General features: G+C 59.6%; 18 protein-coding genes and 1 riboswitch. Of the genes, 15 read left to right on the forward strand and 3 right to left on the reverse strand.

Annotated elements, in window-relative coordinates; all coding sequences use genetic code 11:
- Nucleotides 1–675 precede the first annotated feature (675 nt).
- Complete coding sequence (locus E4P00_RS15390; RefSeq protein ID WP_014719601.1) at nt 676–945, reverse strand: DUF2790 domain-containing protein; 270 nt, start codon at nt 943–945, stop codon at nt 676–678.
- Nucleotides 946–1342: 397 nt separating this feature from the next.
- Here E4P00_RS15390 and acs point away from each other — a divergent pair, with 397 nt between their 5' ends.
- The 7 genes from acs to E4P00_RS15425 all read left to right on the forward strand — a co-directional run bounded on the left by acs (nt 1343) and on the right by E4P00_RS15425 (nt 9351).
- On the forward strand, nt 1343–3298 hold the full coding sequence (acs, locus tag E4P00_RS15395) for an acetate--CoA ligase (protein ID WP_005790645.1): 1956 nt from the start codon (nt 1343–1345) through the stop codon (nt 3296–3298).
- A 658-nt stretch (nt 3299–3956) separates the two neighbouring features.
- Nucleotides 3957–4742, forward strand: a complete 786-nt coding sequence (locus E4P00_RS15400) for an ABC transporter substrate-binding protein (protein WP_032879819.1) — start codon at nt 3957–3959, stop codon at nt 4740–4742.
- Between the two features lie 91 nt (nt 4743–4833).
- Nucleotides 4834–5523: an ABC transporter permease gene (locus E4P00_RS15405; protein ID WP_032879821.1), complete on the forward strand. Its 690-nt coding sequence runs from the start codon at nt 4834–4836 to the stop codon at nt 5521–5523.
- Nucleotides 5520–6218, forward strand: a complete 699-nt coding sequence (locus E4P00_RS15410) for an ABC transporter permease (protein WP_103734779.1) — start codon at nt 5520–5522, stop codon at nt 6216–6218. The genes E4P00_RS15405 and E4P00_RS15410 overlap by 4 nt, the downstream gene beginning before the upstream one ends.
- A gap of 1 nt (nt 6219) precedes the next feature.
- Nucleotides 6220–7332 (forward strand): succinylglutamate desuccinylase/aspartoacylase family protein, encoded by a 1113-nt coding sequence (locus tag E4P00_RS15415; RefSeq protein ID WP_248131952.1) that lies wholly within the window; start codon nt 6220–6222, stop codon nt 7330–7332.
- Nucleotides 7333–7359: 27 nt separating this feature from the next.
- Entirely contained in the window at nt 7360–8124 is a 765-nt protein-coding gene (locus tag E4P00_RS15420; RefSeq protein ID WP_005790637.1) for an ATP-binding cassette domain-containing protein, read from the forward strand.
- Between the two features lie 246 nt (nt 8125–8370).
- Nucleotides 8371–9351 carry a GlxA family transcriptional regulator gene (locus tag E4P00_RS15425; RefSeq protein WP_005790635.1) on the forward strand — a complete coding sequence of 327 codons (981 nt, stop codon included), beginning with the start codon at nt 8371–8373 and terminating at the stop codon, nt 9349–9351.
- 8 nt (nt 9352–9359) lie between these two features.
- On the opposite strand, the gene E4P00_RS15430 is transcribed toward E4P00_RS15425, so the two are convergent.
- Nucleotides 9360–15245, reverse strand: coding sequence for a DUF6543 domain-containing protein (locus E4P00_RS15430; protein WP_248131954.1), 5886 nt, complete (start codon nt 15243–15245; stop codon nt 9360–9362).
- Between the two features lie 294 nt (nt 15246–15539).
- Between E4P00_RS15430 and E4P00_RS15435 the strand changes: the two genes are divergently transcribed.
- The 7 genes from E4P00_RS15435 to astE all read left to right on the forward strand — a co-directional run bounded on the left by E4P00_RS15435 (nt 15540) and on the right by astE (nt 23283).
- A complete protein-coding gene (locus E4P00_RS15435) occupies nt 15540–16760 on the forward strand; it encodes an aspartate aminotransferase family protein (protein WP_078822115.1) in 1221 nt (406 codons plus the stop codon).
- Nucleotides 16761–16888: 128 nt separating this feature from the next.
- Entirely contained in the window at nt 16889–17908 is a 1020-nt protein-coding gene (gene aruF, locus E4P00_RS15440; RefSeq protein WP_005790628.1) for an arginine/ornithine succinyltransferase subunit alpha, read from the forward strand.
- A gap of 51 nt (nt 17909–17959) precedes the next feature.
- On the forward strand, nt 17960–18985 hold the full coding sequence (gene astA, locus E4P00_RS15445; protein ID WP_005790626.1) for an arginine N-succinyltransferase: 1026 nt from the start codon (nt 17960–17962) through the stop codon (nt 18983–18985).
- Complete coding sequence (astD, locus tag E4P00_RS15450) at nt 18985–20451, forward strand: succinylglutamate-semialdehyde dehydrogenase (RefSeq protein ID WP_248131956.1); 1467 nt, start codon at nt 18985–18987, stop codon at nt 20449–20451. Before astA ends, astD begins: the two co-directional genes overlap by 1 nt.
- 155 nt (nt 20452–20606) lie before the next feature.
- Nucleotides 20607–21953 (forward strand): N-succinylarginine dihydrolase, encoded by a 1347-nt coding sequence (astB, locus tag E4P00_RS15455; protein WP_148853737.1) that lies wholly within the window; start codon nt 20607–20609, stop codon nt 21951–21953.
- Between the two features lie 26 nt (nt 21954–21979).
- Nucleotides 21980–22267 (forward strand): hypothetical protein, encoded by a 288-nt coding sequence (locus E4P00_RS15460; RefSeq protein ID WP_003175651.1) that lies wholly within the window; start codon nt 21980–21982, stop codon nt 22265–22267.
- An 11-nt stretch (nt 22268–22278) separates the two neighbouring features.
- On the forward strand, nt 22279–23283 hold the full coding sequence (astE, locus tag E4P00_RS15465; RefSeq protein WP_216091992.1) for a succinylglutamate desuccinylase: 1005 nt from the start codon (nt 22279–22281) through the stop codon (nt 23281–23283).
- A 147-nt stretch (nt 23284–23430) separates the two neighbouring features.
- Here the strand turns inward: astE and E4P00_RS15470 are convergent, their stop codons facing one another.
- Nucleotides 23431–23940 (reverse strand): 6,7-dimethyl-8-ribityllumazine synthase, encoded by a 510-nt coding sequence (locus E4P00_RS15470; protein ID WP_032879834.1) that lies wholly within the window; start codon nt 23938–23940, stop codon nt 23431–23433.
- Nucleotides 23941–24053: 113 nt separating this feature from the next.
- Nucleotides 24054–24223, reverse strand: a riboswitch (FMN riboswitch).
- Between the two features lie 190 nt (nt 24224–24413).
- Here E4P00_RS15470 and ltaE point away from each other — a divergent pair.
- Nucleotides 24414–25418, forward strand: coding sequence for a low-specificity L-threonine aldolase (ltaE, locus tag E4P00_RS15475; protein WP_248131958.1), 1005 nt, complete (start codon nt 24414–24416; stop codon nt 25416–25418).
- Nucleotides 25419–25555: the final 137 nt, after the last annotated feature.

The raw sequence follows: 25555 nt of genomic DNA on the forward strand, positions 1-25555 counted from the left end.
GTCGAGGCGGTCCATGTTGGCTTCGGTGGCGTGGCCGGCGTTGGCGCCTTTGGTGGCTACTTCGCCTTCTTCTTCTTTGTCGAATTCGTCCCAGCTCAGCATGACGTGTCGTCTCCTGCGTGAGGGCTCAAAGGTGCCCGTGTGAAACCGGATGGTTGGGTGTTCACACGGCCCAATGGCCGCGGTGGATCTTAAGGAATCGTTTGTTGCAGCTAGCGCACGCATTAAACGGAATAGGGCTACGGGTGCTCTGCGTGAGGCTTGAGGTGCGCAGCGGTAGGTGCAAGCTCGCGCGGGATGCCTCAGGTCTGGCTCTTCGTCCCAGTGTAAAGGGATATTGCAGGCCCGATTTACCCGCGCATTATAGGGAAAAATTTGGGTTTGTGTTGCGGCGGATGGTCACTTGAGCGCGCCAAAATGACGTGGTTTTCGGCCAGAGCGAGTATTTGCAAGGCTTTGCTGGGGATGGAAATTTCTGGCGGGTGTTGGGAGAAATTTTATGGGGAGGGGAGGGAGCAGGTGAGAAGGGCTGTATGGGACGTCGTGGCTGAAACCGCGATCGCAGGCAAGCCAGCTCCCACATTTGATTTGCGGTGTATTCGAGGTGGGTTCTTGGCCGCAAGATTGATTTCTTGCGGCGACCAAGATCCGGGTTGAATCTAAATAACCAAGTTGTTATCCGTTAGAGCAACCATTGCCCATCACTTGATAGTTGAGGATGTGTCGTTGACCTTGGGAGTCTTCATATTCCATCTTTACCGGAACAACTTCACAGACTTCCGGAATACTGCTCATGGACAATACTTTAGCCACATCCAAGTGAGTGCTATAGGTGTAGTCCTCAACGATCGGTGCATTCTGGCCGGCCAGCTCAGTCGGGGCTTCGTCGGCCAGGGCGGCGGTGGCGCACAAGCTGCTGAGGGCCATAACTAATAGAGCTTTCATTTCTTCATTACCTTCTTCAGGGCGAAAGGGGTCACGGGGCCCTTGTGAGGCCGCGTGTGTAACTTAAAAGTTGGGAAGTTCGGATTAACGTGCCTTCGTGGGGGCTGTTACGGTGTTAATCACAGTGCCTTGGTTGGCGGAAGTGATTCTAAGCCTGCGCGTTATATTCATATACCCGTGCTTTTGATAAACACCTTTGGCGGTTTTTGTAACAATCGGTCGATCTACGTTTTTTCAGTTACCCGCAACGCACCGCAGGCCGCGGGCCAGAGCAGCAAGCAGGCATAGCAGGGCAATTTGTAGGGTCTTGTTACTACCATCGTCGAATGGTTCTATAGGCCCACCCCGGCTACAACAGGGGCCATACAACAACAACTATGTCACCGAGGTAAGAAAGATGAGTGCGGCTTCCCTGTACCCTGTTCGCCCCGAAGTAGCAGCCAACACGCTGACCGACGAGGCAACCTACAAGGCCATGTACCAGCAGTCGGTGGTCAACCCCGATGGCTTCTGGCGTGAGCAAGCCAAGCGCCTTGACTGGGTCAAGCCTTTCACCGCGGTGAAGCAGACCTCTTTCGACGACCACCATGTCGACATCAAATGGTTTGCCGATGGCACCTTGAACGTTTCCTACAACTGCCTGGACCGTCACCTTGCCGAACGTGGTGACCAGATCGCGATCATCTGGGAGGGCGATGACCCTGCCGAGAGCCGCAATATCACCTACCGCGAACTGCATGAAGAAGTCTGCAAGTTCGCCAACGCCTTGCGTGGCCAGGATGTGCACCGCGGTGACGTGGTGACTATCTATATGCCGATGATTCCCGAAGCCGTGGTCGCCATGCTGGCCTGTACCCGCATCGGTGCGATCCATTCGGTGGTGTTCGGCGGTTTTTCCCCGGAAGCCCTGGCCGGTCGCATTATCGACTGTAAGTCGAAAGTGGTGATCACCGCTGACGAAGGCATCCGCGCCGGTAAGAAGATTCCGCTTAAGGCTAACGTCGACGATGCGCTGACCAACCCGGAAACCAGCAGCATCCAGAAGGTTATTGTGTGCAAGCGCACCAATGGCGCGATCAAGTGGAACCAGCATCGCGACATCTGGTACGAAGACTTGATGAAGGTGGCGGGCACCGTGTGTGCGCCCAAAGAGATGGGCGCCGAAGAAGCGCTGTTTATCCTCTATACCTCCGGCTCTACCGGCAAGCCTAAAGGCGTGCAGCACACCACCGGCGGCTACTTGCTGTATGCCGCCCTGACCCACGAGCGAGTATTCGACTACCGTCCCGGCGAAATCTACTGGTGCACCGCAGATGTCGGCTGGGTCACCGGCCACACCTATATCGTCTACGGCCCGTTGGCCAATGGCGCGACTACGCTGCTGTTCGAAGGCGTGCCGAACTACCCGGACATCACCCGGGTGGCGAAGATCGTCGACAAGCACAAGGTCAACATCCTCTACACCGCACCCACTGCGATCCGCGCCATGATGGCCTCCGGCACTGCCGCGTGCGAAGGCGCCGACGGCAGCAGCCTGCGCCTGCTCGGTTCGGTGGGCGAGCCGATCAACCCGGAAGCCTGGGACTGGTACTACAAGAATGTCGGCCAATCCCGTTGCCCGATTGTCGATACCTGGTGGCAGACTGAAACCGGCGCGACCCTGATGAGCCCATTGCCGGGCGCCCACGCGCTCAAGCCAGGCTCGGCCGCGCGGCCTTTCTTTGGTGTAGTGCCGGCGCTGGTGGACAACCTCGGTAACATTATTGAAGGCGCTGCCGAGGGCAATCTGGTGATCCTCGATTCGTGGCCTGGCCAGGCCCGTACCCTGTACGGCGACCATGACCGTTTTGTCGATACCTATTTCAAGACCTTCCGCGGCATGTACTTCACTGGCGATGGCGCCCGTCGCGATGAAGATGGCTACTGGTGGATCACCGGTCGTGTGGATGATGTGTTGAACGTGTCCGGCCACCGCATGGGCACTGCCGAGATTGAAAGCGCCATGGTTGCCCACCCGAAAGTCGCCGAAGCCGCGGTGGTGGGTGTGCCGCACGACATCAAGGGGCAGGGCATCTATGTGTATGTCACGCTCAAGAATGGCGAAGAGCCCAACGAAGCGCTGCGCCTGGAGCTGAAAAACTGGGTGCGCAAGGAAATCGGCCCGATTGCTTCACCGGATGTGATCCAGTGGGCGCCGGGGCTGCCGAAGACACGGTCGGGGAAAATCATGCGCCGCATTTTGCGCAAGATCGCTACGGCTGAATACGATGGGCTGGGGGATATTTCCACCCTGGCGGATCCAAGTGTGGTGGCGCATTTGATTGAGACGCACAAGACCATGAACGTCGCGTAAGCGCGGATAGTCAAATAAAGCCCCATCCGGTTTAAGCCGGGTGAGGCTTTTCTGCGGGATCTAACAATCACCAGATATCCAGTGTGGGAGGGGGCTTGCTCCCGATAGCATCAGGTCTGTGCCAAATATACTGGCTGACCCGCCGCTATCGGGAGCAAGCCCCCTCTGACATTTGGAGCGCATTTCAACCACCAAGCCAATAAATATCGGTTTTTCCTGTGGGACGTTTCAGAATGTTACCGGCTGGTGCAAATGTGTAACCCCGCATCAAAACCTGAGGCGATGGACCACGCTTGCGCCCCTGAAAACCGCGTTTTAGACCCCCTGATAAATTAGATTAAACGCCACACTTGCCGTGCTAGAAGGGTTTGCGAATAATAGGCCCGCAATTTGCAGCATCATCAGGTTTAATATCTTTTGTCTCTGCATAAATCTCAGAGGCTGTCAATGAGCTGGAACCGCTTTCTCAGTGCTTCTGTAAATTGTTGTCGCATTGAGGAAATATCGGCTTCCGGCCTGTCGTTAGAATGCCGATCACTCGCTCGTCGTCGCAGGTGTCGCCCGCGCAGGACGCAGCCCCGCTATTCGGTTACACCTTCGCGCATCGTGGGCCATGGCTCATACTGCTGTTTTTGCCCTATACCGATGGAGTCCCAAGATGAAGAAACTCGTGCTGTTGGGCGCCCTGGCGCTGTCCGTGCTGTCCATGCAGGCTTTCGCCGAAGGCAAGCCACTGAAAATTGGTATCGAAGCGGCTTACCCTCCGTTTGCTTCGAAGGCACCGGACGGCAGCATCGTCGGGTTTGACTACGACATCGGCAATGCGCTGTGCAAGCAGATGGACGTCAAGTGCACTTGGGTCGAGCAAGAGTTCGACGGCCTGATCCCTGCACTGAAAGTGCGCAAGATCGACGCGATCCTGTCGTCCATGTCCATCACCGAAGACCGCAAGAAGTCCGTGGACTTCACCACTCGCTACTACCTGTCCCCAGCGCGCCTGGTGATGAAGGAAGGCACCACCGTCAGTGACAGCCTGGATGAATTGAAGGGCAAGAAGATCGGTGTGCAGCGCGGTTCGATCCACGACCGTTTCGCCCGTGAAGTCCTGGCGCCAAAAGGTGCGGATATCAAGGGTTACAGCACCCAGAACGAAATCTACCTGGACGTGGCCGCCGGTCGTCTCGACGGTACCGTGGCTGACGCTACCCTGCTGCAGGACGGCTTCCTGAAAACCGACGCCGGCAAAGGCTACGCTTTTGTAGGCCCGTCGTTCACCGAAGCCAAATACTTTGGCGACGGCATTGGTATCGCAGTGCGCAAAGGCGACAAGGAAAACCTTGAGCGCATCAACGCAGCGATTACCGCGATTCGTGCCAACGGCGAATACAAGAAAATCCAAGACAAATACTTCGACTTCGATATCTACGGCGCTGATGCCAAGTAAATAGTCGCAGCTGTCTGTCCGAAATGGCGCAAGCACCAGTCATTCTGAAGTTTGCGCCATTTTTTCATCCCCCTTTTCGAGGACCTGAATCATGTTGAAAGGCTACGGGGCCGTTATCCTCGATGGCGCATGGTTGACGCTTCAGCTCGCCTTGTCGTCCATGGCCTTGGCCATTGTTCTGGGTCTGATCGGGGTCGCGTTACGCCTGTCGCCGGTGCGCTGGTTGGCTTGGCTGGGTGACTTGTACTCCACGGTGATCCGCGGGATCCCCGACCTGGTGCTGATCCTGCTGATTTTCTATGGCGGCCAGGACTTGCTCAACCGCGTCGCGCCGCTATTGGGCTTTGACGACTATATCGACTTGAACCCCTTGGCCGCCGGTATCGGCACCCTGGGTTTCATCTTTGGCGCCTACCTTTCGGAAACTTTCCGTGGCGCCTTCATGGCCATTCCCAAGGGCCAGGCTGAAGCCGGCCTGGCGTATGGCATGAGCAGCTTCCAGGTGTTTTTCCGGGTGATGGTGCCGCAGATGATTCGGCTGGCGATCCCCGGGTTTACCAACAACTGGCTGGTATTGACCAAGGCCACCGCGCTGATTTCGGTGGTGGGTTTGCAAGACATGATGTTCAAGGCCAAGCAGGCGGCCGATGCCACCCGCGAACCTTTTACCTTCTTCCTCGCAGTGGCGGCGATGTACCTGGTGATCACCAGTGTGTCGTTGCTGGCCTTGCGTCATCTTGAGAAGCGCTACTCGGTAGGCGTAAGGGCGGCTGATCTATGATCTTCGACTACAACGTCATCTGGGAGGCCATGCCGCTGTACCTTGGCGGCCTGCTGACCACCCTGAAACTGCTTGCCATTTCGCTGTTCTTCGGCCTGCTCGCGGCCTTGCCCCTGGGCTTGATGCGCGTGTCCAAGCAGCCAATCGTCAACGGCGTGGCCTGGCTCTACACCTACGTGATCCGCGGCACGCCGATGCTGGTGCAGCTGTTTTTGATCTACTACGGCCTGGCGCAGTTCGAAACAGTACGCGAGAGCTTCCTGTGGCCACTGCTGTCCAGCGCGACCTTCTGCGCCTGCCTGGCCTTTGCGATCAACACCAGCGCCTACACCGCCGAGATTATCGCCGGTAGCCTCAAGGCCACGCCTAACGGTGAGATCGAAGCGGCCAAGGCCATGGGTATGTCGCGCTACAAGCTGTACCGCCGCATCCTGTTGCCATCGGCCCTGCGCCGCGCACTGCCGCAGTACAGCAATGAAGTGATCATGATGCTGCAGACCACCAGCCTGGCGTCCATCGTCACGCTGATCGACATCACCGGTGCCGCGCGTACGGTCAATGCCCAGTATTACCTGCCGTTCGAAGCCTACATCACCGCCGGCGTGTTCTACCTGTGCCTGACCTTCATTCTGGTGCGCCTGTTCAAGTTGGCCGAGCGCCGCTGGCTGAGCTATCTGGCTCCACGGAAGCACTGATATGGAACGTATCGATCATCTGCTGCCCTGGGGGCACCTGGGCTGCGAGCGCCAACTGAGCGTGTTCCGCTTCGGCAGCGGCGAGCGCAAGGCCTATATCCAGGCCAGCCTGCACGCTGATGAGTTGCCGGGTATGCGTGCCGCATGGGAACTGAAAAAACGCCTCACCGAGCTGGAACAGCAGGGCGCCCTCAACGGCGTGATCGAGCTGGTGCCGGTGGCCAACCCGATGGGCCTTGGCCAGCTGTTGCAAGGCAGCCATCAGGGGCGTTTCGAAGTGGGCAGCGGCAAGAATTTCAATCGCGACTTCGTTGAGTTGAGCGAGCCGGTCGCTGCGTTGCTGCAAGACAAACTGAGCGATGACCCGCACGCCAATGTGCGCATGATTCGCCAGGCCATGAGCGATACGCTCACCGCCTTGCCCGAGCCGAGCAGCCAGTTGCAAGGCATGCAGCGCATTCTGCTGAGCCATGCCTGCACCGCCGATGTGGTGCTGGACCTGCATTGCGATGCCGAAGCCGCGCTGCACATGTATGCGCTGCCGCAGCACTGGCCGCAGTGGCGGTCGCTGTCAGCGCATTTGAATGTGAAGGTCGGCCTGCTGGCGGAAGATTCCGGCGGCAGTTCGTTTGACGAGGCGTGCTCGTTGCCGTGGCTGCGTTTATCGCGCCTGTTCCCCGAGGCCCGGATTCCGTTGGCCTGTCTGGCGACAACGTTGGAGTTGGGCGGCCAGGCCGACACCGGCCGTGATGAAGCGATCTTCCACGCCGAAGGCATTCTGGCATTCCTCGCCGAACAGGGCTTGATCAGGGGCCAATGGCCCGCACCGCAACATGAGCCTTGTGAAGGCATGCCCTTCGAAGGCACCGAGTTGCTGTTCGCCCCCCATGCCGGTGTGATCAGTTACCTGCGTAAAGCTGGCGACTGGGTAGAAACCGGCGACGAGATTTTTGAAGTGATTGACCCCCTGACCGACCGCGTAAGTACCATTTTTGCGGGCACCTCGGGGGTGTTGTTTGCCGTTGAACGGCTACGTTATGCCCAAGCGGGTTTCTGGCTGGCCAAGGTGGCGGGGCGCGAAGCGCTGCGTCACGGGCGCTTGCTCAACGACTGACCACCTGTTTTTGTGAGAACCGACCGCATGTACAAGCTTGAAGTCCAAGACCTGCATAAACGCTATGGCAGTCATGAAGTGCTCAAAGGTGTGTCCTTGGCCGCAGCGGCCGGTGATGTGATCAGCATCATCGGTTCCAGCGGTTCGGGCAAAAGTACCTTTTTGCGCTGCATCAACCTGCTGGAGCAGCCCCACGCCGGCAAGATTCTGCTCAATAACGAAGAGCTGAAACTGGTGGCCAACAAGGATGGCGCCATGAAGGCTGCCGACCCCAAGCAACTGCAACGTATGCGTTCACGCCTGTCCATGGTGTTCCAGCATTTCAACCTGTGGTCGCATATGACCGCGCTTGAAAACGTGATGGAAGCCCCGGTGCACGTGCTGGGCATGTCGAAGAAAGAGGCCCGTGAAAAGGCCGAGCATTACCTGGCCAAGGTCGGCGTGGGCCATCGTAAGGATGCGTTCCCCGGCCACATGTCCGGTGGCGAGCAGCAGCGTGTGGCGATTGCCCGTGCCTTGGCGATGGAACCCGAGGTGATGCTGTTCGATGAGCCTACTTCGGCGCTGGATCCGGAGCTGGTGGGCGAAGTGCTCAAGGTCATGCAGGACCTGGCCCAGGAAGGCCGCACCATGGTAGTGGTGACCCACGAAATGGGCTTTGCCCGTGAAGTGTCGAACCAGTTGGTGTTTTTGCACAAAGGCATTGTTGAAGAGCGTGGTAATCCGCGGGAAGTGCTGGTGAACCCGCAGTCCGAACGGTTGCAGCAGTTCCTCTCTGGCAGTTTGAAATAATCAAGGCTGCTTTTGTGCACCGGGATAGTGCATGCTCCGCAGTCTTGAGGTTAGCCCCGATCTCTTGTGGGAGCTGGCTTGCCTGCGATAGCGATGCATCAGTCAATGATGTGTTAACTGACCCACCGTCATCGCAGGCAAGCCAGCTCCCACTTTTGATCTCTGTTTGTTTTGGGATTTGTAGTTGATTACGGGCTAGCATTGGCCCACGGCTTCTTTCACTGTTTTCGCTCCGGATAGCACTCCATGACCGCCCACAAAATTGGTTTCCTGATTTGGCCCAGCACAAAAGCACTCACGCTTGCGCTGGCTGAGGAGGCCTTGCGCGTTGCTCAGCGGGTGCATCCGGATGTGGTCTACGAGTTGTCTTTTCTGCAGGCCGAGCCGCAAACCGAGGGGGCCTGGCAGTTGCCGGGCGAGCCGTGGGCCGGCAAGTTGGAAGGCTTTCAGAAACTGTTCCTGCTGGCGGATGAACCGCCTACCGTCATTGCGTCGCAGCTCAGCACTGCGCTCAAGCAGCTGGTTCGGGCCGGGTGCGTGATCGGTGGGTTATCGGCGGGTGTGTACCCGTTGGCCCAGCTTGGTCTGTTGGATGGTTATCGTGCTGCCGTGCATTGGCGCTGGCAGGATGACTTTGCCGAGCGCTTCCCCAAGGTCATCGCCACCAGCCATTTGTTCGACTGGGACCGTGATCGCCTGACCGCTTGTGGCGGCATGTCGGTACTCGACCTGCTGCTGGCGGTGCTGGCCCGCGATCACGGCGCGGAGTTGGCCGGTGCTGTGTCCGAGGAATTGGTGGTGGAGCGCATCCGCGAAGGCGGTGAGCGCCAACGTATTCCACTGCAAAACCGCCTGGGCTCCAGCCATCCCAAGCTGACCCAGGCGGTGCTGTTGATGGAAGCCAATATCGAAGAGCCACTGACCACCGACGAGATCGCCCAGCACGTGTGCGTGTCGCGACGACAACTGGAACGGATCTTCAAGCAATACCTCAATCGCGTCCCCAGCCAGTACTACCTGGAACTGCGCCTGAACAAGGCGCGCCAGATGTTGATGCAAACCAGCAAGTCGATCATCCAGATCGGCCTGTCGTGCGGCTTCTCCTCGGGGCCGCATTTCTCCAGCGCTTACCGCAATTTCTTTGGCGCCACGCCGCGCGAAGACCGCAACCAGCGGCGCAGCAGCAGCCCCTTCGAGTTGTCGTCGGTGCCCTCAGAGCGCGGCTGATTCAACAGTTAGTCTTCTTCTGGCACTGGCAGAGCTGCCACCAGCGGCGTGCCTTGGGAGTCCACGGTGGCGGCCGCGACCTGGAAGTCCACACCTGTGCGTTGGTAGTACTGACGCAAGCGCTCCATACTTTGCGCCGACAGTGGGTTGCCGCTCAAGTCGCTGTCGCCATTGAAGGTTGCTGACGTCTCCAGCAAGTCCTGCGGTATCTCCCGGATCGCGTTATTGCTCAGGTCCAGCGTTTGCAGTTGATCCAGGCCAAATACGCCCTCTGGAACTTCGCTCAGTGCCGCGTTGCTCAGATACAGCGCAACCAGTTGGTTCAGTGAGCCGACGTCAGGGGCGTGACCCAGGGGGTTGTTGCTCAAATTAACAAACTCAAGTTCGGTCAACCCCGTCAGCACGCCTCGGGTTTCGGGTGTCAGCCGGATTACGCATTCCGTTATATCCAATGTGGACAGTTTGGGCATGTGCTGGATCGCCTCAGGCAGGGTGCCCAGGGAGCACTTGCTCAGTTTGAGGGTTTGCAAATGGCTGAAGCTGCGCAACGTACCGTCGACACCAGTCGTGGTGCCGTTGCCGTCCAGTTGGAACGAGGTCACGTGGTCGAAGTTGGCGTTCAATTCCGGCAAGTCGCCCAACACTGGTGTGTCGAGTAAGACCTGGTGGGTCAGCTCATCGTCCAGGCTTTCTTCATCCTCGGGGGCTTCTCGTCGCCACGCCTGCTCCAGCAGTGTCTTGAAGTTGCGCCGCCTCAGTTGGTCCTGAGCGCGGGTTTGTTCGTCAATAGGCACATCCAGGATGGGGTGCCGATCCGGTACAGCCTGCACCCACACCTGCAGGTCGTTGTTCAGTCGCTCGTATTCAGCTTCCAGGCGCGTCAACGTCGGTTCGATTGCCGCCATGTCGCCGGGCAGGCGGAAGATGAAACGGTCTGCCTCGTTATCCAGAAACGAGGGGTATAGCCGCTGCGTGCGCATGCGTTGTGATTCGGATGCCTGGGCGGCGAAACTCTCCCCGGTGCGCTGGCAGTAGCGTTTGATCGACTCCAGGGTTTGGGGTGTCAAGGGGTTTGCGGAAAGGACCAGGCCACTGGTGGTTGAGGCCGGCATGGAAAAAAGTGCCTCGGGCAGTTGCTCAATGGCGTTTTTGCTCAAGTTGACCGACTGGCGTGGCGGGCCGCCCAGCAGGCTAGGGGGTACCTGTGTCAATCCGGTGTCTTTCAGCGAGATTGTGCTCAGATTGGGCAGGTGACTGAAATCCGGAGTACGGCCCAGCGGGTTGTGGTCCAGGTATAAATATTCGAGGCTGGTCATGCCTTGCAACCCCGCTACGCTGGTAGGGCTGAGTTCTATTGAGCAGCGTGGCAGCCCCAGAATGGATAGTGCCTGCCGGTTGAGCACTTGGGCAGGGATGTCGCCGAGCCTCACGTTGTTGATGTCCAGGATACTTAGGGCCGGGAAGCTGTCGATAAAGGCGGTCGACCCCATCGGGCTACCATTGCCTTTGATGGTCAGTGAGCCAACATGCTTGAAGTGCGCGCTCAGCGTGGGCAGCTCGCCTGCGAGCGTCGCGGGGATTTCCAGCAAATGGACGAATTGAGTGTCCTGGGGTGTTTCCCTGCGCCAGCTTTGCTCAAGTAATGTGCTGAGCTCGCTTCGCCGGGTGGCTTCCGATGGCTGCAACTGCGGCTGTTGCGTCCAGTGGTTGAGCTCGGACTTTAGCGTATCCAATTCACCGGCCAACCTTGCCAGCTCGCGCCTACCCGCTTCCAGGTCGCCTGGGAGGCTGTAGATAAACTGGTTGATCTGGTCGGTGTCCAGTGAGGGATACAGCATTTTTGCATCGCGCACATCCACTGCCGGAGCATCGGCCTCCCAGTAGGTGCCATGCTGCTGGTAATAGGCTTTAACGCGCTCGAGGGTGGCCGATGACAGTGGGTTGTCAGATAGGTCGAAGGCAGCGCTGGTATGTGACGGAAGATCGAACAGTGCTTCCGGTAATTCTCCGATCTGGTTGCCGCTGAGAAAGGCTGCGCTAAGGTCGTTGCGGGTGAGCAAACCGGGAGGGAGGCGATCGATGCCGGTTTCGGACAGGTCCAGTGTGTTCAGCTCGGTCATCGCTTCCACAGTGGGCACCCGACCCAAGGGGTTTTTATGCAGGTCCAGGGTTTGCAATTGGGTCATCGAGGCGAGCTGGGTTTGGCTGTGCGGCGTCAGGGTAATTGCGCAGTCACTCAGGCTCAATGTGTTCAAGCTGCGCATCTGAAGTACGGCTGGGGGCAGGTTGCCCAAGGGAATACTGTCAACGGTCAAGTGACGCAATCGGGAAAAGTTGCCCAGGAACGCGGCGGCTCCTTGCGTGTGGTTGCTGCCTGACAGCGTCAGCATTGATACGTGATCGAAGTTGGCGGACAGTCGCGGCAGTTCGCCACGAATAGGGTAACGCAGGTTCATTCGGTAGCCGTCGCGCGCCGGGTCTTCGAAGTAGTCATCGAGGGGTAACTCCCTGCGCCAGCAGCGTTTGAGTTCGCGGGCAATGAGTCTGCGATTGCGTTGCTCGTACAGACGCTGGTGTGCGCTGAGTAGGGCGCCGTTTCCGGGGGGCCGAAGCGGAATGTCGCGTTGCCAGGCATTCAGGTCATGTTCCAGTTGGTTGTATTCGATGCGCAGCGCCTCAAGGCCCGCGAGTGCACCGCCAGGCTGTGAGTGCAAGTGGTTCACCAGGGTAGTCAATTGGCGTTCGCGAAGTCTGGGGTACAGGTCGTGCGCGCGTTGAAGCAAGTTCACAGGTCTTAATGGCGCCGGCGCCTGGGCACGATAGCCGTTGTCGCTGCCCAGCAGGCGCAGGGCTTCAGTGACACTTTCCGGCTTGCTATCAGGGGTGAGTAGTGTGCGCAGTTCACTGCGTGGCAGCGGCGCTTGCCGCAGGCGCTGCTTGAGTTGTGCGCCGTCGTGGATGCCAAGGCCGAGCTGGTCACGCTGCTTATCGGGTAGGGCACTTAAAACGGCTGAGTACAGGTCGGTCTCGCTGGAGAGGGCACCCTGTTCATTGTGGGGCTGGTAGCGGCCGGCTTCAGTACGCACCAACGTGCGTTGGATCGGGGCGTCATCTGGACCGATCCGCAGCCAGCTCGGTCCGGTTTGCGAGTGGTGACGAGCCTCTAGCTGTACCTCGCCAGACCAGCCTGGCAGTGTGCGCAGGGAGTTCAGTGCCAGGCGATCGGTGTCCAGGGAGGGCGGCGTATTCAAGTGCTGGCCCTCATAGGCGCGGTTGATCCGTACTTCATTCAACGCGGTGCGTGCCAGTTCGGCCAGGCGCGGGGGCGTGTTTCGTTCATGCAGTGCTTCAAGTTCTGCACCGCTGGCCTCGCTCACAAGTGTTTTCGCAACGCTTATAGGCAGTTCAGGCGTGGTGGTGAGCAATTGCTGGGTAAGCGGTTCGGTGGTGGCTTGCAACGTCGCATAACGCGAGTCGAACAACGCGCTGCGCTGGCTATCGGCAATGTCCGCCAGCTTATGGCGTAGCAGATGGGCGCGGCGATCCAGGCTGAGTTCGGGATCGCTGGCGCGCTCACCGAACGGCGCACGGATTTCTTCGCTGCTCATCCCACGCAGGACGGTTTTCAGCAAGTCGCCGTTCTCCAGTTGGGCCTCAAATACCTGAATCACTGGCATGCGCTCATCACCGAACTCCCAGGCTGTTTGCCCCTTGTCGTTGACAATGCGCAAGGCTTTGGTGGGCGGCCACGAGCCGTGGGTGGTCAACACTTGCAAGGTATCTTGTGGGTCAATCAGGTGGTACACCGCCGGGTCGTCGCTGCGTAGCTGATCGATCAGCCGCTGGATGCTGCGGTCGATGCGCAGACGACTCAAGGTATCGTCCAGTAGCGGCGATAGAGGCTCGCTGTTGACGTGCATTTTGCGCACGACACCCTCATCCACGCCGCTGATGTGCAAGCCCAGTTCCCGGTCCGCTTCGCTTAAATCCTGCACGCTGTGCCCCAGTCTGCGCAGCAACGTGTGCTTGTCCCACTGCAAGGGCTGCTCGAGTTCGGTGTGCCACGCGCCGGCGCCGTTGTGTCGCACAATCGGGCGATAGGCGTCAGGGCGGCTGGGGTGTTTGATGTAGTAAAAATCACTGTCCGGACTTTCTTCCACGGTGTACAGCTTGTTTTCCAGTGGCAGGATTGTTTCCTTGCGTACCTCGTGCAGACCCAGCTCGTTGATACCCAGGCGCGTTGGCAACGATGATGGGTACTCATAGGGCGCCAGGTCCGGTTTCCAGTAGCGTTTGGCGCCGTTGGCCAGGCTCACCGGTTTGAAGCTGTCAATGTACGCGAGGACGTTTTCGGGCAGCACTTTACGCAGTTCGGTCGGGCCAATTTGGGTGCCCGCAGCGAAAGCACCCATCTGCACCAGGGATTCCAGCACGCTCATCAGATGACCGAAGGCTTCCTTGCCCAGGCCTTCAGCCCAGTCGATCACGCCTTCGAACACGTCATCGAGCAGTTGATAAGCCATGTAGCCCAGCATCAATTCGCCCAGGCCCGGCACGAAGGGGGCGACCACCATCAGTGCGGCGTTGAGGATCGAGGAAGCCACATCGACGAAAGAGTCCCAAAGCCGCCAGCGCGCCTCACGATCGACGCTGGCGGTGGAGACGGCCAGTGTGCGGGCGTCGTTGAGAATCTTGTCGAGTTTGCGACGGTACAGATGCAACCAGGGATCGCCCCAGACAGGCTGCGCATCAAACTGTAGCTTGGGGTCTTCGATGGGGGTGCTGCGCCAGGGCGATTGGCCGCTGCCCCTGACCGGCGGGTGCCAGGTGATGCGCGCCAGGCGCTGGCTCAAGCCGGAAAAAAACACCCCGCGTTGGGCGTGGGGTACAAAGCGGCTGAAGAAGGTCTGGTAATCGCGGTCGCGCAGTTGCCGGGTCAGTTCCTGTTTGAATGCCAAAGGCGAGGCGTATTCCTTGAGCGGGTGCTGCGGATCATCTGGAACGTATGCCACCAGGCGTTGCGGCGAGCGCGGTCTCTCAAGGTCGGGAGAGAACAGTTGAATGCCGGTCAGCGCAATGTCCATCATGCGCAGCTCCTGACAGCGCAACGGTTGGCCGTTGAGCCTGAGGTTGGGCGTGCCAGCTACCAGCCCTTCGATCAAGTCAGCATAGTCGTCGCTGATATCGTCCTTGATACGTGCCAGTTGCACGGCTGCATGCAGGGCGGCTTTCTGGCTGGCGTCGACCTTCAGGCGCAATACCGCAGCGGCAACCGGGTTGGACATGCCCAGCTCATCGTTGAGGTAGCGGGCGTAGCGGGCACCCATGTCCAGGTCACGGCACCGGCTGGCGAATGCCTGGATCGATAGCACACGTTTGATCTGCGGCAAAGTGTCGAATTGCCCGCTGGCCGAAGGCTGCGTGATAAAGGTCGAGGCCGGCTCGTAGGCGTCGGCCAGGGTTTCCTTGAGCTCAAAGTTATGCAGGGCGGCGTCGAGCAGCGAAACCGTCCAGGTGCGCGCTGCGCCGGAGCGTATCGGGAACCAGGGGGTACGATCAGGGATATACAGGCGTAAATAGGTTGTCTCGACGTTCAGGTCCAGGCCGTAATCGGCTTTCAATGCCTGTTCGAGGATCGGCTTGGCGAACGCCTTGGCGTCCTGCAGGTGCTGCAATGCCCGATCTACGCTGTTCTGTGCATCCCAGTGGGCACCGGTCAGTCGCGCGAGCGCGGCGCGTTGTTCGGCACTGCCCGGCAGCTGTTGTGGCTGGGTGGCGGCAAGTGCCTGGCGTTTGTCGGCGCAGGCATTGCCGAGCCAGGAGGGCAGGGTGTCGGTCAACAATTGATAGTGGCTGTCGGGCAGGCGGGTATCGGAATAATCGAGGTTCGTCATGGAGCGGGTCCGTGCAAGTCATGAAGCCCGCAGTAAACCAGCCGGTTGCAGAGGGGGGACTTTAGATAGTTAGGGGGCGGAACCCTTTCACTGGATAACCCTGACGCAAACCTGGCGCAGCGTTTAAACTGCGCCATTGCGACCCTATTTGTCGCATTGGCGTAAACCCGCTAAAAACGCGGGTTGGCGCTATAAGAAGTTGTCGCTTGGCGGCAAGGCCCTACTGAAAACTGTCCTTACAATCCCTGCATCGCCCGCCAGTTTCAGGCAGGCGTTCCTCTTCAGGAGACTCCGATGTCCGTTGAGCAAGCCCCGGTGCAACGTGCCGATTTCGACCAAGTAATGGTGCCTAACTATGCACCTGCCGCCTTTATCCCTGTGCGTGGCCAAGGTTCGCGCGTGTGGGATCAAGCAGGTCGTGAGCTGATCGACTTTGCCGGCGGCATCGCGGTCAACGTGTTGGGCCACGCCCACCCGGCGCTGGTCGGTGCACTGACCGAACAGGCCAACAAGTTGTGGCATGTGTCCAACGTCTTTACTAACGAGCCGGCGCTGCGCCTGGCCCACAAGCTGATCGACGCCACTTTTGCCGATCGCGTGTTCTTCTGCAACTCCGGCGCCGAGGCCAATGAGGCTGCGTTCAAGCTGGCCCGTCGTGTGGCCTTTGACCGTTTCGGCAGCGAGAAATACGAGATCATCGCCGCGCTGAACAGCTTCCACGGCCGTACCCTGTTCACCGTCAACGTCGGCGGCCAGTCCAAGTACTCCGATGGTTTCGGGCCTAAAATCACCGGCATCACCCACGTTCCTTATAACGATCTGGCTGCGCTGAAGGCCGCTGTGTCGGGCAAGACCTGCGCCGTAGTGCTGGAACCGATCCAGGGTGAAGGCGGCGTACTGCCGGCTGAACTGGCTTACCTGCAAGGTGCCCGCGAACTGTGCGACGCGAACGACGCGCTGCTGGTGTTCGACGAAGTGCAAACCGGCATGGGCCGCAGCGGCCACCTGTTTGCCTACCAGCATTACGGTGTCACGCCGGACATCCTTACCAGCGCCAAGAGCCTGGGCGGCGGTTTCCCGATTGCGGCGATGCTTACCCGTGAAGACTTGGCCAAGCACCTGGTGGTCGGCACCCACGGCACCACCTACGGCGGCAACCCGCTGGCGTGCGCAGTGGCCGAAGCGGTGATCGACGTGATCAACACGCCAGAAGTATTGGCCGGCGTTAACGCCAAGCATGACTTGTTCAAGGCGCGCCTGGAGCAGATCGGCACGCAATACGGCATCTTCACCGAGGTGCGTGGCATGGGCCTGCTGATCGGTTGCGTGCTCAGCGATGCCTTCAAGGGCAAGGCCAAGGACGTGTTCAACGCGGCCGAAAAAGAGAATCTGATGATCCTGCAAGCTGGCCCGGACGTGGTGCGTTTTGCGCCGAGCCTGGTGGTGGAAGAGGCGGATATCAACGAAGGGCTGGATCGTTTTGAGCGTGCTGTGAAGGCGTTGACCCAAGCCTGATACAAATCTATCTGCCGGACCGGATCAAATGTGGGAGGGGGTTTGCCCCCTCCCACATTAGGAACAGTGTTGTTCCTGACCTGTCCGGTATTTTTTTCTATGAGTTTTTCGAGTTAAGGAGTAACACCATGCTGGTGATGCGCCCCGCGCAAATGGCTGATCTGGGCGAGGTACAGCGTCTGGCTGCAGACAGCCCGATTGGTGTTACGTCCTTGCCAGACGATGTGGAACGCCTGAGCGACAAAATCGCCGCCAGCGAAGCTTCTTTCGCGGCCGAGGTAAGCTTCAACGGTGAAGAGAGCTATTTCTTCGTGCTTGAAGACACCGATACCGGCAAGCTCGCCGGTTGCTCGGCCATCGTTGCTTCAGCCGGCTACTCCGAGCCGTTCTACAGTTTCCGTAACGAAACCTTCGTGCACGCCTCCCGAGAGCTGAAGATCCATAACAAGATCCACGTGCTTTCCCAGTGCCATGACCTGACCGGGAACAGCCTGCTCACCAGTTTCTACGTGGTGCCGGAATTGGTCGGATCGCCCTGGTCGGAACTTAACTCCCGTGGCCGCCTGTTGTTCGTTGCCAGCCACCCCGAGCGCTTTGCCGATTCGGTGGTAACCGAGATTGTCGGCTACAGCGACGAAAACGGTGATTCGCCGTTCTGGGACGCCATCGGTCGCAACTTCTTCGACCTCAACTATGCTGCCGCTGAGCGCCTGTGCGGGCTGAAAAGCCGCACCTTTCTCGCCGAGCTAATGCCGCATTACCCGATCTACGTGCCGCTGTTGCCGGACGAAGCCCAGGAAGCCATGGGCCAGGTGCACCCGCGTGCGCAGATCACCTTCGATATCCTGATGCGCGAAGGTTTCGAGACTGATCACTACATCGACATCTTCGACGGTGGCCCGACGTTACATGCACGGGTTTCGGGTATTCGCTCGATCGCCCAGAGCCGCGTGGTACCGGTGAAGATCGGCGAGATGGTCAAGGGCGTCGGTCGCCAGTACCTGGTGAGTAACGCGCAGTTGCAGGATTACCGCGCGGTGATGCTGGAGCTGGACTATGCGCCTGGTAAGCCAGTAACCCTGGACCTGGCGGCCGCCGAAGCCCTGGGCGTTGGCGAAGGCGCGAGCGTGCGTTTGGTTGCGGTATAAAAACAGAGTTTCGCGGGTGGCTGACAACAGCGGCCCGTTCGAGGAGATAGCATGATCGTTCGTCCCGTACGCAGCAGCGATTTACCGGCCCTGATTGATCTGGCGCGCAGCACCGGCACCGGCCTCACCACTTTGCCGGCCAACGAAGAGCGCCTGACCCACCGGGTTGGCTGGGCGGAAAAAACCTTTCGCGGCGAAGCCGGGCGCGGCGATGCCGACTACCTGTTCGTGCTGGAGAACGATGAAGGCCGCGTGGTCGGCATTTCTGCCATTGCCGGTGCCGTGGGCTTGCGTGAGCCCTGGTACAACTTCCGGGTCGGGCTGACCGTCAGCGCCTCCCAGGAGCTGAATATCTACCGCGAGATTCCGACGCTGTTTCTGGCCAACGACCTCACCGGCAATTCCGAATTGTGCTCGTTGTTTTTGCATGCCGATTATCGCAACGGTCTTAACGGCCGCATGTTGGCCAAGGCGCGCATGTTGTTTATCGCGGAGTTCCCGCAATTGTTCGGCAACAAGATCATTGCCGAGATGCGCGGCGTATCCAACGACGCCGGGCGTTCGCCGTTCTGGGAAAGCCTGGGTCGACACTTCTTCAAAATGGAGTTCAGCCAGGCCGACTACCTTACCGGTGTGGGCAACAAGGCGTTTATCGCCGAGCTGATGCCGAAGTTTCCGCTGTACAGCTGCTTCCTGTCCGAGGATGCGCGCAACGTGATCGGCAAGGTCCATCCGGACACCGAGCCGGCCCTGAGCATGCTCAAGAGCGAAGGGTTCAGCTATCAGGGCTATGTCGATATCTTCGATGCAGGCCCAGCGGTAGAGTGCGAAACCAGCAAAATCCGTGCGGTGCGCGACAGCCAGTCGCTGGTGTTGGCCATCGGCACGCCGGGGGACGACGCCACGCCGTTCCTGATCCATAACCGCAAGCGCGAGGAGTGCCGTATCACTGCTGCTCCGGCCCGGCTGGCGGCAGGTACCCTGGTGGTCGATCCGCAGACCGCCAAGCGCCTGCAGCTGGTGGTGGGTGATCAAGTGCGTGCCGTACCGTTGTCTGCTGCTCGGGAGTCCAAGTAATGAATTCGCTGTATATCGCAGGTAGCTGGCTGGCCGGCCAGGGTGAGTTGTTCGAATCGCGCAACCCGGTGACCCAGCAGGTATTGTGGGCCGGCAACGGCGCCACCGCCGAGCAGGTCGAGTCCGCCGTGCAGGCGGCACGCCAGGCATTCCCCGCGTGGGCTCGTCTGCCGTTGGAAGAGCGCATCAGCGTGCTGGAAGCCTTTGCCAGCACCCTGAAAAGCCGTGCCGATGAAATTGCCCGCTGCATTGGTGAGGAAACCGGTAAACCCTTGTGGGAATCGGCTACCGAAGTCACCAGCATGGCCAACAAGATCGCCATCTCGGTGCAGAGTTATCGTGAGCGAACCGGCGAAAAGAGCGGCCCATTGGGTGACGCCACCGCGGTATTGCGTCACAAGCCTCACGGCGTGGTGGCGGTGTTCGGCCCGTACAACTTCCCCGGGCATTTGCCCAACGGCCATATCGTCCCGGCCTTGCTGGCGGGTAATACCGTGCTGTTCAAACCCAGCGAGCTGACCCCGAAAGTTGCCGAGCTGACCGTGCAATGCTGGATCGAAGCCGGGCTGCCGGCGGGCGTGTTGAACCTGCTGCAAGGCGCGCGGGAAACCGGCATCGCCCTGGCCGCCAACCCCGGCATAGACGGCTTGTTCTTCACCGGGTCCAGCCGCACCGGCAATCATCTGCATCAGCAGTTTTCGGGACGCCCGGACAAAATCCTCGCCCTGGAAATGGGCGGCAACAACCCGCTGGTCGTGGATGAAGTGGCCGATGTGGATGCGGCGGTCTACACCATCATCCAGTCTGCGTTTATCTCGGCTGGTCAGCGTTGCACCTGCGCCCGTCGCTTGTTGGTGCCGGAAGGCGCCTGGGGCGATGCATTGCTGGCGCGGTTGGTGGCGGTGAGCGCAACGATTGAAGTCGGTGCGTTCGACCAGCAACCACCGCCGTTCATGGGCTCGGTAATCTCCCTTGGCGCGGCGAAAGCCTTGATGGACGCCCAGCAATTGATGTTGGCCAATGGCGCCGTAGCGCTGCTGGAAATGACCCAGCCACAGGATCAGGCCGCATTGCTGACCCCAGGCATCATCGACGTGACCGGCGTAACCGAGCGCGAAGACGAAGAACTGTTCGGCCCGCTGTTGCAGGTGATTCGCTACGCGGATTTCGCCGAGGCAATCGCAGAGGCCAACAACACCCAATACGGCCTGGCCGCTGGCCTGTTGTCGGATAGCGAAGCGCGTTACCAGCAGTTCTGGCTGGAAAGCCGTGCCGGTATCGTCAACTGGAACAAGCAGTTGACCGGCGCCGCCAGTACCGCACCGTTTGGCGGGGTAGGGGCCTCGGGTAACCATCGGGCCAGTGCGTATTACGCGGCCGATTATTGTGCGTATCCGGTGGCGTCGCTGGAAACGCCGAGTCTGGTGATGCCAGCCACGTTGACCCCTGGCATTACACTGATCTGAACGTGGGAGGGGGCTTGCTCCCGATGGCGGTGTGTCAGTCACCTAATTAGTCAACTGACACCCTGCTATCGGGAGCAAGCGCCCTCCCACATTTGAACTGTGGTGTATTCAGTAATTTGATGCCTATAAAAACAGATGTTCGTGGAGCCTCGCCGATGAAATCCTGTGAAGTCAATTTTGACGGTCTAGTGGGGCCGACCCATAACTACGGCGGTTTGTCTTTCGGCAACGTCGCATCCCAAAGCAACAGCCAGCAACATTCCAACCCCAAGGAAGCGGCGTTGCAGGGCCTGCAGAAAATGAAAGCCCTGATGGACATGGGCTTTGTGCAAGGTGTGTTGGCGCCCCAGGAACGCCCGGATGTGGCTGCTTTGCGCAACCTGGGTTTCAGCGGAACCGACGCCCAGGTAATTCAGCAAGCGGCCAAGCAGGCCATGCCGTTGCTGGTAGCGAGCTGCTCGGCTTCCAGCATGTGGGTAGCCAACGCGGCCACTGTCAGCCCGAGCGCTGATACCGCAGACGGTCGCGTGCATTTCACCGCCGCCAACCTCAACTGCAAGTACCATCGCAGCATCGAACACCCCACCACCAGCCGCGTGCTGGGCGCGATGTTCGCCGATGCAAAGCACTTTGCCCACCACGCCGCCTTGCCGGCGGTGGCGCAGTTCGGTGATGAGGGCGCGGCCAACCACACGCGCTTTTGCCGTGAGTACGGTGAGGCCGGTGTTGAGTTCTTCGTGTTTGGCCGCAGTGCCTTCGACAGCCGTTACCCGGCCCCGCAGAAGTACCCGGCGCGCCAGACCCTTGAAGCGTCCCAGGCAGTCGCGCGCCTGCACGGCTTGAAGGATGACGGCGTGGTCTACGCCCAGCAGAACCCGGCGGTGATCGATGCCGGCGTGTTCCACAACGATGTAATCGCGGTGGGCAACGGCGAGATGCTGTTCTACCACGAGGACGCATTCCTCAACACCGAACAGATGCTCGCCGAGCTGCAAGCCAAGTTGGGCAAGCTGGGCGGCAACTTCCAATCCGTCTGCGTACCCCGTGCCCAGGTCAGTGTCGAGGACGCGGTGCGTTCCTACCTGTTCAACAGCCAGTTGCTGACCCGCCCTGACGGTTCGATGCTGCTGATTGTGCCGGAAGAGTGCCGCAGCAATGAGCGTGTGTGGCACTACCTGCAGGGCCTGACCAGCTCCGGTGGGCTGATCCGCGAAGTCAACGTTTTCGACCTCAAGCAAAGTATGCAGAACGGCGGCGGCCCGGCGTGCCTGCGTTTGCGCGTCGCCTTGAACGAAACCGAACTGGCGGCGGTGAATCCAGGCGTTATCATGACCGCGCCACTGTACGAAACCCTGACCCAATGGGTTGGCAAGCACTACCGCGACAGCCTGCGCGAAACCGACCTGGCTGACCCGCAGTTGCTGCTTGAGTGCCGGACGGCACTGGATGAACTGACGCAAATCCTTAAACTGGGCTCGGTTTATCCTTTCCAGATCAATTAACGCCATACGGCTGAGATATTTTATTTATGACCGACACCCTGAAACTGATCCTTGAAGACACCGACGGCACCCAGCTGGAAACGTCCTGCACTCGCGTTGCCGTGGTCTGGCAGGGCAAGGAGATCTGGATCCAGCACGACGGCCGTGGCCAACTGCTGATTGGTGTGGACGTCGAAGAGGGCGACGCCGAGTACGCCAACCTGCTGATGCGTCCCTTGGCGACCAACCTGATGAGCCTGCAACTGGAAATGGAACCGGCCGACGTTGAGGGTGATGACGACGATCACGTCCATGGTCCTGGCTGCAACCACTAAGGAAGCTGCTTATGCTCGCCCTCGGCAAACTGCTTGAACTGACCCTCGCCGGTCGCGAACCGGCGCAAAAAATTCAACTGACTGTCGACGGCGTGCAGATGCGCTGGCTCAGCGAGGGCGCGCTCGAAGTGCGCCCCCCTGAGGCTCGGGACAATGGCGGCGACCTGCTGCTGTCGTCCGGCATCCATGGCAACGAAACCGCGCCGATCGAACTGCTCGACCGCCTGTTGCATGGCATCGCCCGTGGGGAAATCAAACCCCGCTCCCGTATTCTGTTCCTGTTCGGCAACCCCGAGGCCATGCGCCGCGGCGAGCGTTATCTCGAACTGGACATCAACCGGCTGTTCAACGGCCGGCATGAAAGCAACATCGGCCCCGAGGCCATGCGCGCTGCCGAACTCGAGCAACTGGCGCGCAGTTTTTTCAGCCAGCCCGGTCGATCACGCCTGCACTACGACCTGCACACCGCGATTCGTGGTTCTAAGATCGAGCAGTTTGCCCTCTACCCTTGGAAGGAGGGGCGTCAGCATTCGCGCCGTGAACTGGCGCGCCTGAACGCCGGCGGTATGCAAGCGGTATTGCTGCAGAACAAAACCTCGATCACTTTCACTGCGTTTACCTACGAACAGTTGGAAGCCGAAGCCTTCACCCTGGAACTGGGCAAGGCCCGGCCGTTCGGGCAGAACCAGAGCGTGGACGTGTCCCGGCTGGAGGCACGCCTCAAGCACATCATTGAAGGCGATGAGCCGCCGACAGAAAGCCTGGACGGCCTGCAACTGTTTGCCGTCTCTCGCGAGGTCATCAAGCACAGCGACGCCTTTCTGATGCACCTGCCGGCGGATGTGGAAAACTTTTCGCAATTGGAAAAGGGTTATCTGCTGGCCGAAGACGTGGCCAAGACGCGCTGGGTGATCGAGGAGGAGGGTGCCCGCATCATCTTCCCCAACCCGAAGGTGAAGAATGGTTTGCGCGCAGGGATTCTTATCGTGCCTGCCACGGATGCTGGGTTGGCTTAAATCTTAAGTCCAACTGGATCCAAATGTGGGAGGGGCGGTGCGACGTTTCGACTTGCCCCCGATAGCCGTATACCAGTCAGCCCATCTGCAGCTGACTCACCGCCATCGGGGGCAAGCCCCCTCCCACATGTTGTTTTGCAGTGTTGCTTAGACCGCTACAGCACGCGGCTCACTACGGCGGATCGCCCGCACCTTGTGCAGGGTATCGGCGCAGGTACGCGCAGCTTCCTGACCCTTGTGCACGAAGTGTTCATAGAAGAACGTGGTGTGCTCGCTGCCGGCGTGGAAGTGATGCGGCGTCAGGGACACCGAGAACACCGGCACTTCAGTTTCCAGTTGAACCTGCATCAAACCGCTGACCACTGACTGGGCGACGAATTCGTGCCGGTAGATGCCACCATCCACCACCAGCGCGGCGGCGACGATGCCGGCGTAGCGACCGGTCTTGGCCAGCAACTTGGCGTGCAGGGGCAATTCAAAGGCACCGCCGACTTCAAAGAAGTCGATGTCCGATTCCTGATAGCCCTGGGCGATCATTTCGGCAAGAAAGCCTTTGCGCGATTGGTCGACGATATCCTTGTGCCAGCAGGCCTGGATAAACGCGACGCGCTCGCCGTGATGGTTTTTGCTTTTGCTGTCGATTGCGGTGGGTTGCATGTTCTGACTCCTGTTTAAGAAAAAAACAGGGCGTTATGAATCGAATGGGATTTAAGGGAATGCACAGCGGCGTCATGCAAGCATGAGGTCAGTGCGCGGCCCTTAGGTGCCAATCCCGTTCTCTCTTCATCCGGACTATGACCGTCGGCCCCGGGATCACACCGGGTCTGCTGACCTTGTCGCCGTCCTGCCGGAGCAGTTCGAGGCGCCAAGCGCTCGCGGGCTATGCACATTGCGTGCAATTACCGCCGGTGGGGAATTGCACCCCGCCCTGAGAACGTTGCCGCCAGAACCCTGGCGGCGGAGAGTTTTTAACACGGTTTTTCAAAAACTGCACGGTTGCCGTATCGATAAGCTATATCGGTTTGTTTGGTTGATATTCGATTGAATGCAGTGGGGGCTTGATATTGCGTGGCTTTGCCCGCAGTAATCACACACAAAAGGACTTATCCATTCCGTTAGAGGCCCCCTTCATGACCGTGATTGACCTGCGCAGCGACACCGTGACCCAACCCACCCCCGGTATGCTCGACGCGATGGCCGGCGCGGTCAGCGGTGATGACGTCTATGGCGAAGACCCCAGCGTCAACAAGCTGGAGGCGGAACTGGCCAAGCGTCTGGGCTTCGCCGCCGCGCTGTTCGTGCCCACTGGCACCATGAGCAATTTGCTGGCATTGATGGCCCACTGTGAGCGCGGCGAGGAATATATCGTCGGCCAGCAGGCCCATACCTACAAATACGAAGGCGGCGGGGCGGCCGTGCTGGGTTCGATCCAGCCGCAGCCGCTGGAAGTGCAAGCGGACGGTTCCCTGGACCTTGACCACGTGCTGGCGGCGATCAAGCCTGACGATTTCCACTTTGCCCGCACGCGCTTGCTGGCGCTGGAAAACACCATGCAAGGCAAGGTCCTGCCGATGGAGTACCTGGCCAAGGCGCGTGCGTTTACCCGTGAGCATGGCCTGGCCTTGCACCTGGACGGGGCGCGGATCTACAACGCAGCGATCAAGCTGGGGGTGGGTGCGCGTGACATCGCCAAGCATTTCGATTCGGTGTCGGTGTGCCTGTCCAAGGGCCTTGGCGCACCGGTCGGCTCGGTGCTGTGCGGTTCCACGGCGTTGATCGCCAAGGCCCGGCGCCTGCGCAAGATGGTCGGTGGCGGAATGCGTCAGGCAGGTTCGTTGGCGGCAGCGGGGCTGTATGCCCTGGATCATCAGGTACAGCGCCTGGCCGAGGACCACGCCAACGCGCAGTGGCTGGGTGATGAGCTGCGCAAGGTCGGTTACACGGTGGAGCCGGTGCAGACCAACATGGTCTATGTGCAAATTGGCGAGCAGGCGCAGGCGTTGAAAGCCTTTGCCGCAGAGCGCGGGATCAAGTTGAGTGCCGCGCCGCGCCTGCGTATGGTCACCCATCTGGATGTCAGCCGGGCACAGATCGAGCAAGTCGTGCAGACATTCGTCGCATTTTCGCAGAAATGACAGTGCAGACCGTCTAATTGACTGTTTCTATCACATAAACACGCTGTACCACCGGCGAAGGGCCGATATAATGCGGCCCTTTGCCGTCGCTCCGTCTGATGATGTTGCGCACTGGCCTTTGGCCGCAGCCTCCGTGG

Origin of the sequence: Pseudomonas sp. B329 (assembly GCF_023127835.1) — a bacterium.
Taxonomy (GTDB): domain Bacteria; phylum Pseudomonadota; class Gammaproteobacteria; order Pseudomonadales; family Pseudomonadaceae; genus Aquipseudomonas; species Aquipseudomonas synxantha_A.

What these genes read in the sequence shown, in the direction of transcription:
- E4P00_RS15390 (WP_014719601.1), bottom strand. Translation starts at nt 945, where the DNA reads ATGAAAGCTCTATTAGTTATGGCCCTCAGCAGCTTGTGCGCCACCGCC.
- acs (WP_005790645.1), top strand. Translation starts at nt 1,343, where the DNA reads ATGAGTGCGGCTTCCCTGTACCCTGTTCGCCCCGAAGTAGCAGCCAAC.
- E4P00_RS15400 (WP_032879819.1), top strand. Translation starts at nt 3,957, where the DNA reads ATGAAGAAACTCGTGCTGTTGGGCGCCCTGGCGCTGTCCGTGCTGTCC.
- E4P00_RS15405 (WP_032879821.1), top strand. Translation starts at nt 4,834, where the DNA reads ATGTTGAAAGGCTACGGGGCCGTTATCCTCGATGGCGCATGGTTGACG.
- E4P00_RS15410 (WP_103734779.1), top strand. Translation starts at nt 5,520, where the DNA reads ATGATCTTCGACTACAACGTCATCTGGGAGGCCATGCCGCTGTACCTT.
- E4P00_RS15415 (WP_248131952.1), top strand. Translation starts at nt 6,220, where the DNA reads ATGGAACGTATCGATCATCTGCTGCCCTGGGGGCACCTGGGCTGCGAG.
- E4P00_RS15420 (WP_005790637.1), top strand. Translation starts at nt 7,360, where the DNA reads ATGTACAAGCTTGAAGTCCAAGACCTGCATAAACGCTATGGCAGTCAT.
- E4P00_RS15425 (WP_005790635.1), top strand. Translation starts at nt 8,371, where the DNA reads ATGACCGCCCACAAAATTGGTTTCCTGATTTGGCCCAGCACAAAAGCA.
- E4P00_RS15430 (WP_248131954.1), bottom strand. Translation starts at nt 15,245, where the DNA reads ATGACGAACCTCGATTATTCCGATACCCGCCTGCCCGACAGCCACTAT.
- E4P00_RS15435 (WP_078822115.1), top strand. Translation starts at nt 15,540, where the DNA reads ATGTCCGTTGAGCAAGCCCCGGTGCAACGTGCCGATTTCGACCAAGTA.
- aruF (WP_005790628.1), top strand. Translation starts at nt 16,889, where the DNA reads ATGCTGGTGATGCGCCCCGCGCAAATGGCTGATCTGGGCGAGGTACAG.
- astA (WP_005790626.1), top strand. Translation starts at nt 17,960, where the DNA reads ATGATCGTTCGTCCCGTACGCAGCAGCGATTTACCGGCCCTGATTGAT.
- astD (WP_248131956.1), top strand. Translation starts at nt 18,985, where the DNA reads ATGAATTCGCTGTATATCGCAGGTAGCTGGCTGGCCGGCCAGGGTGAG.
- astB (WP_148853737.1), top strand. Translation starts at nt 20,607, where the DNA reads ATGAAATCCTGTGAAGTCAATTTTGACGGTCTAGTGGGGCCGACCCAT.
- E4P00_RS15460 (WP_003175651.1), top strand. Translation starts at nt 21,980, where the DNA reads ATGACCGACACCCTGAAACTGATCCTTGAAGACACCGACGGCACCCAG.
- astE (WP_216091992.1), top strand. Translation starts at nt 22,279, where the DNA reads ATGCTCGCCCTCGGCAAACTGCTTGAACTGACCCTCGCCGGTCGCGAA.
- E4P00_RS15470 (WP_032879834.1), bottom strand. Translation starts at nt 23,940, where the DNA reads ATGCAACCCACCGCAATCGACAGCAAAAGCAAAAACCATCACGGCGAG.
- ltaE (WP_248131958.1), top strand. Translation starts at nt 24,414, where the DNA reads ATGACCGTGATTGACCTGCGCAGCGACACCGTGACCCAACCCACCCCC.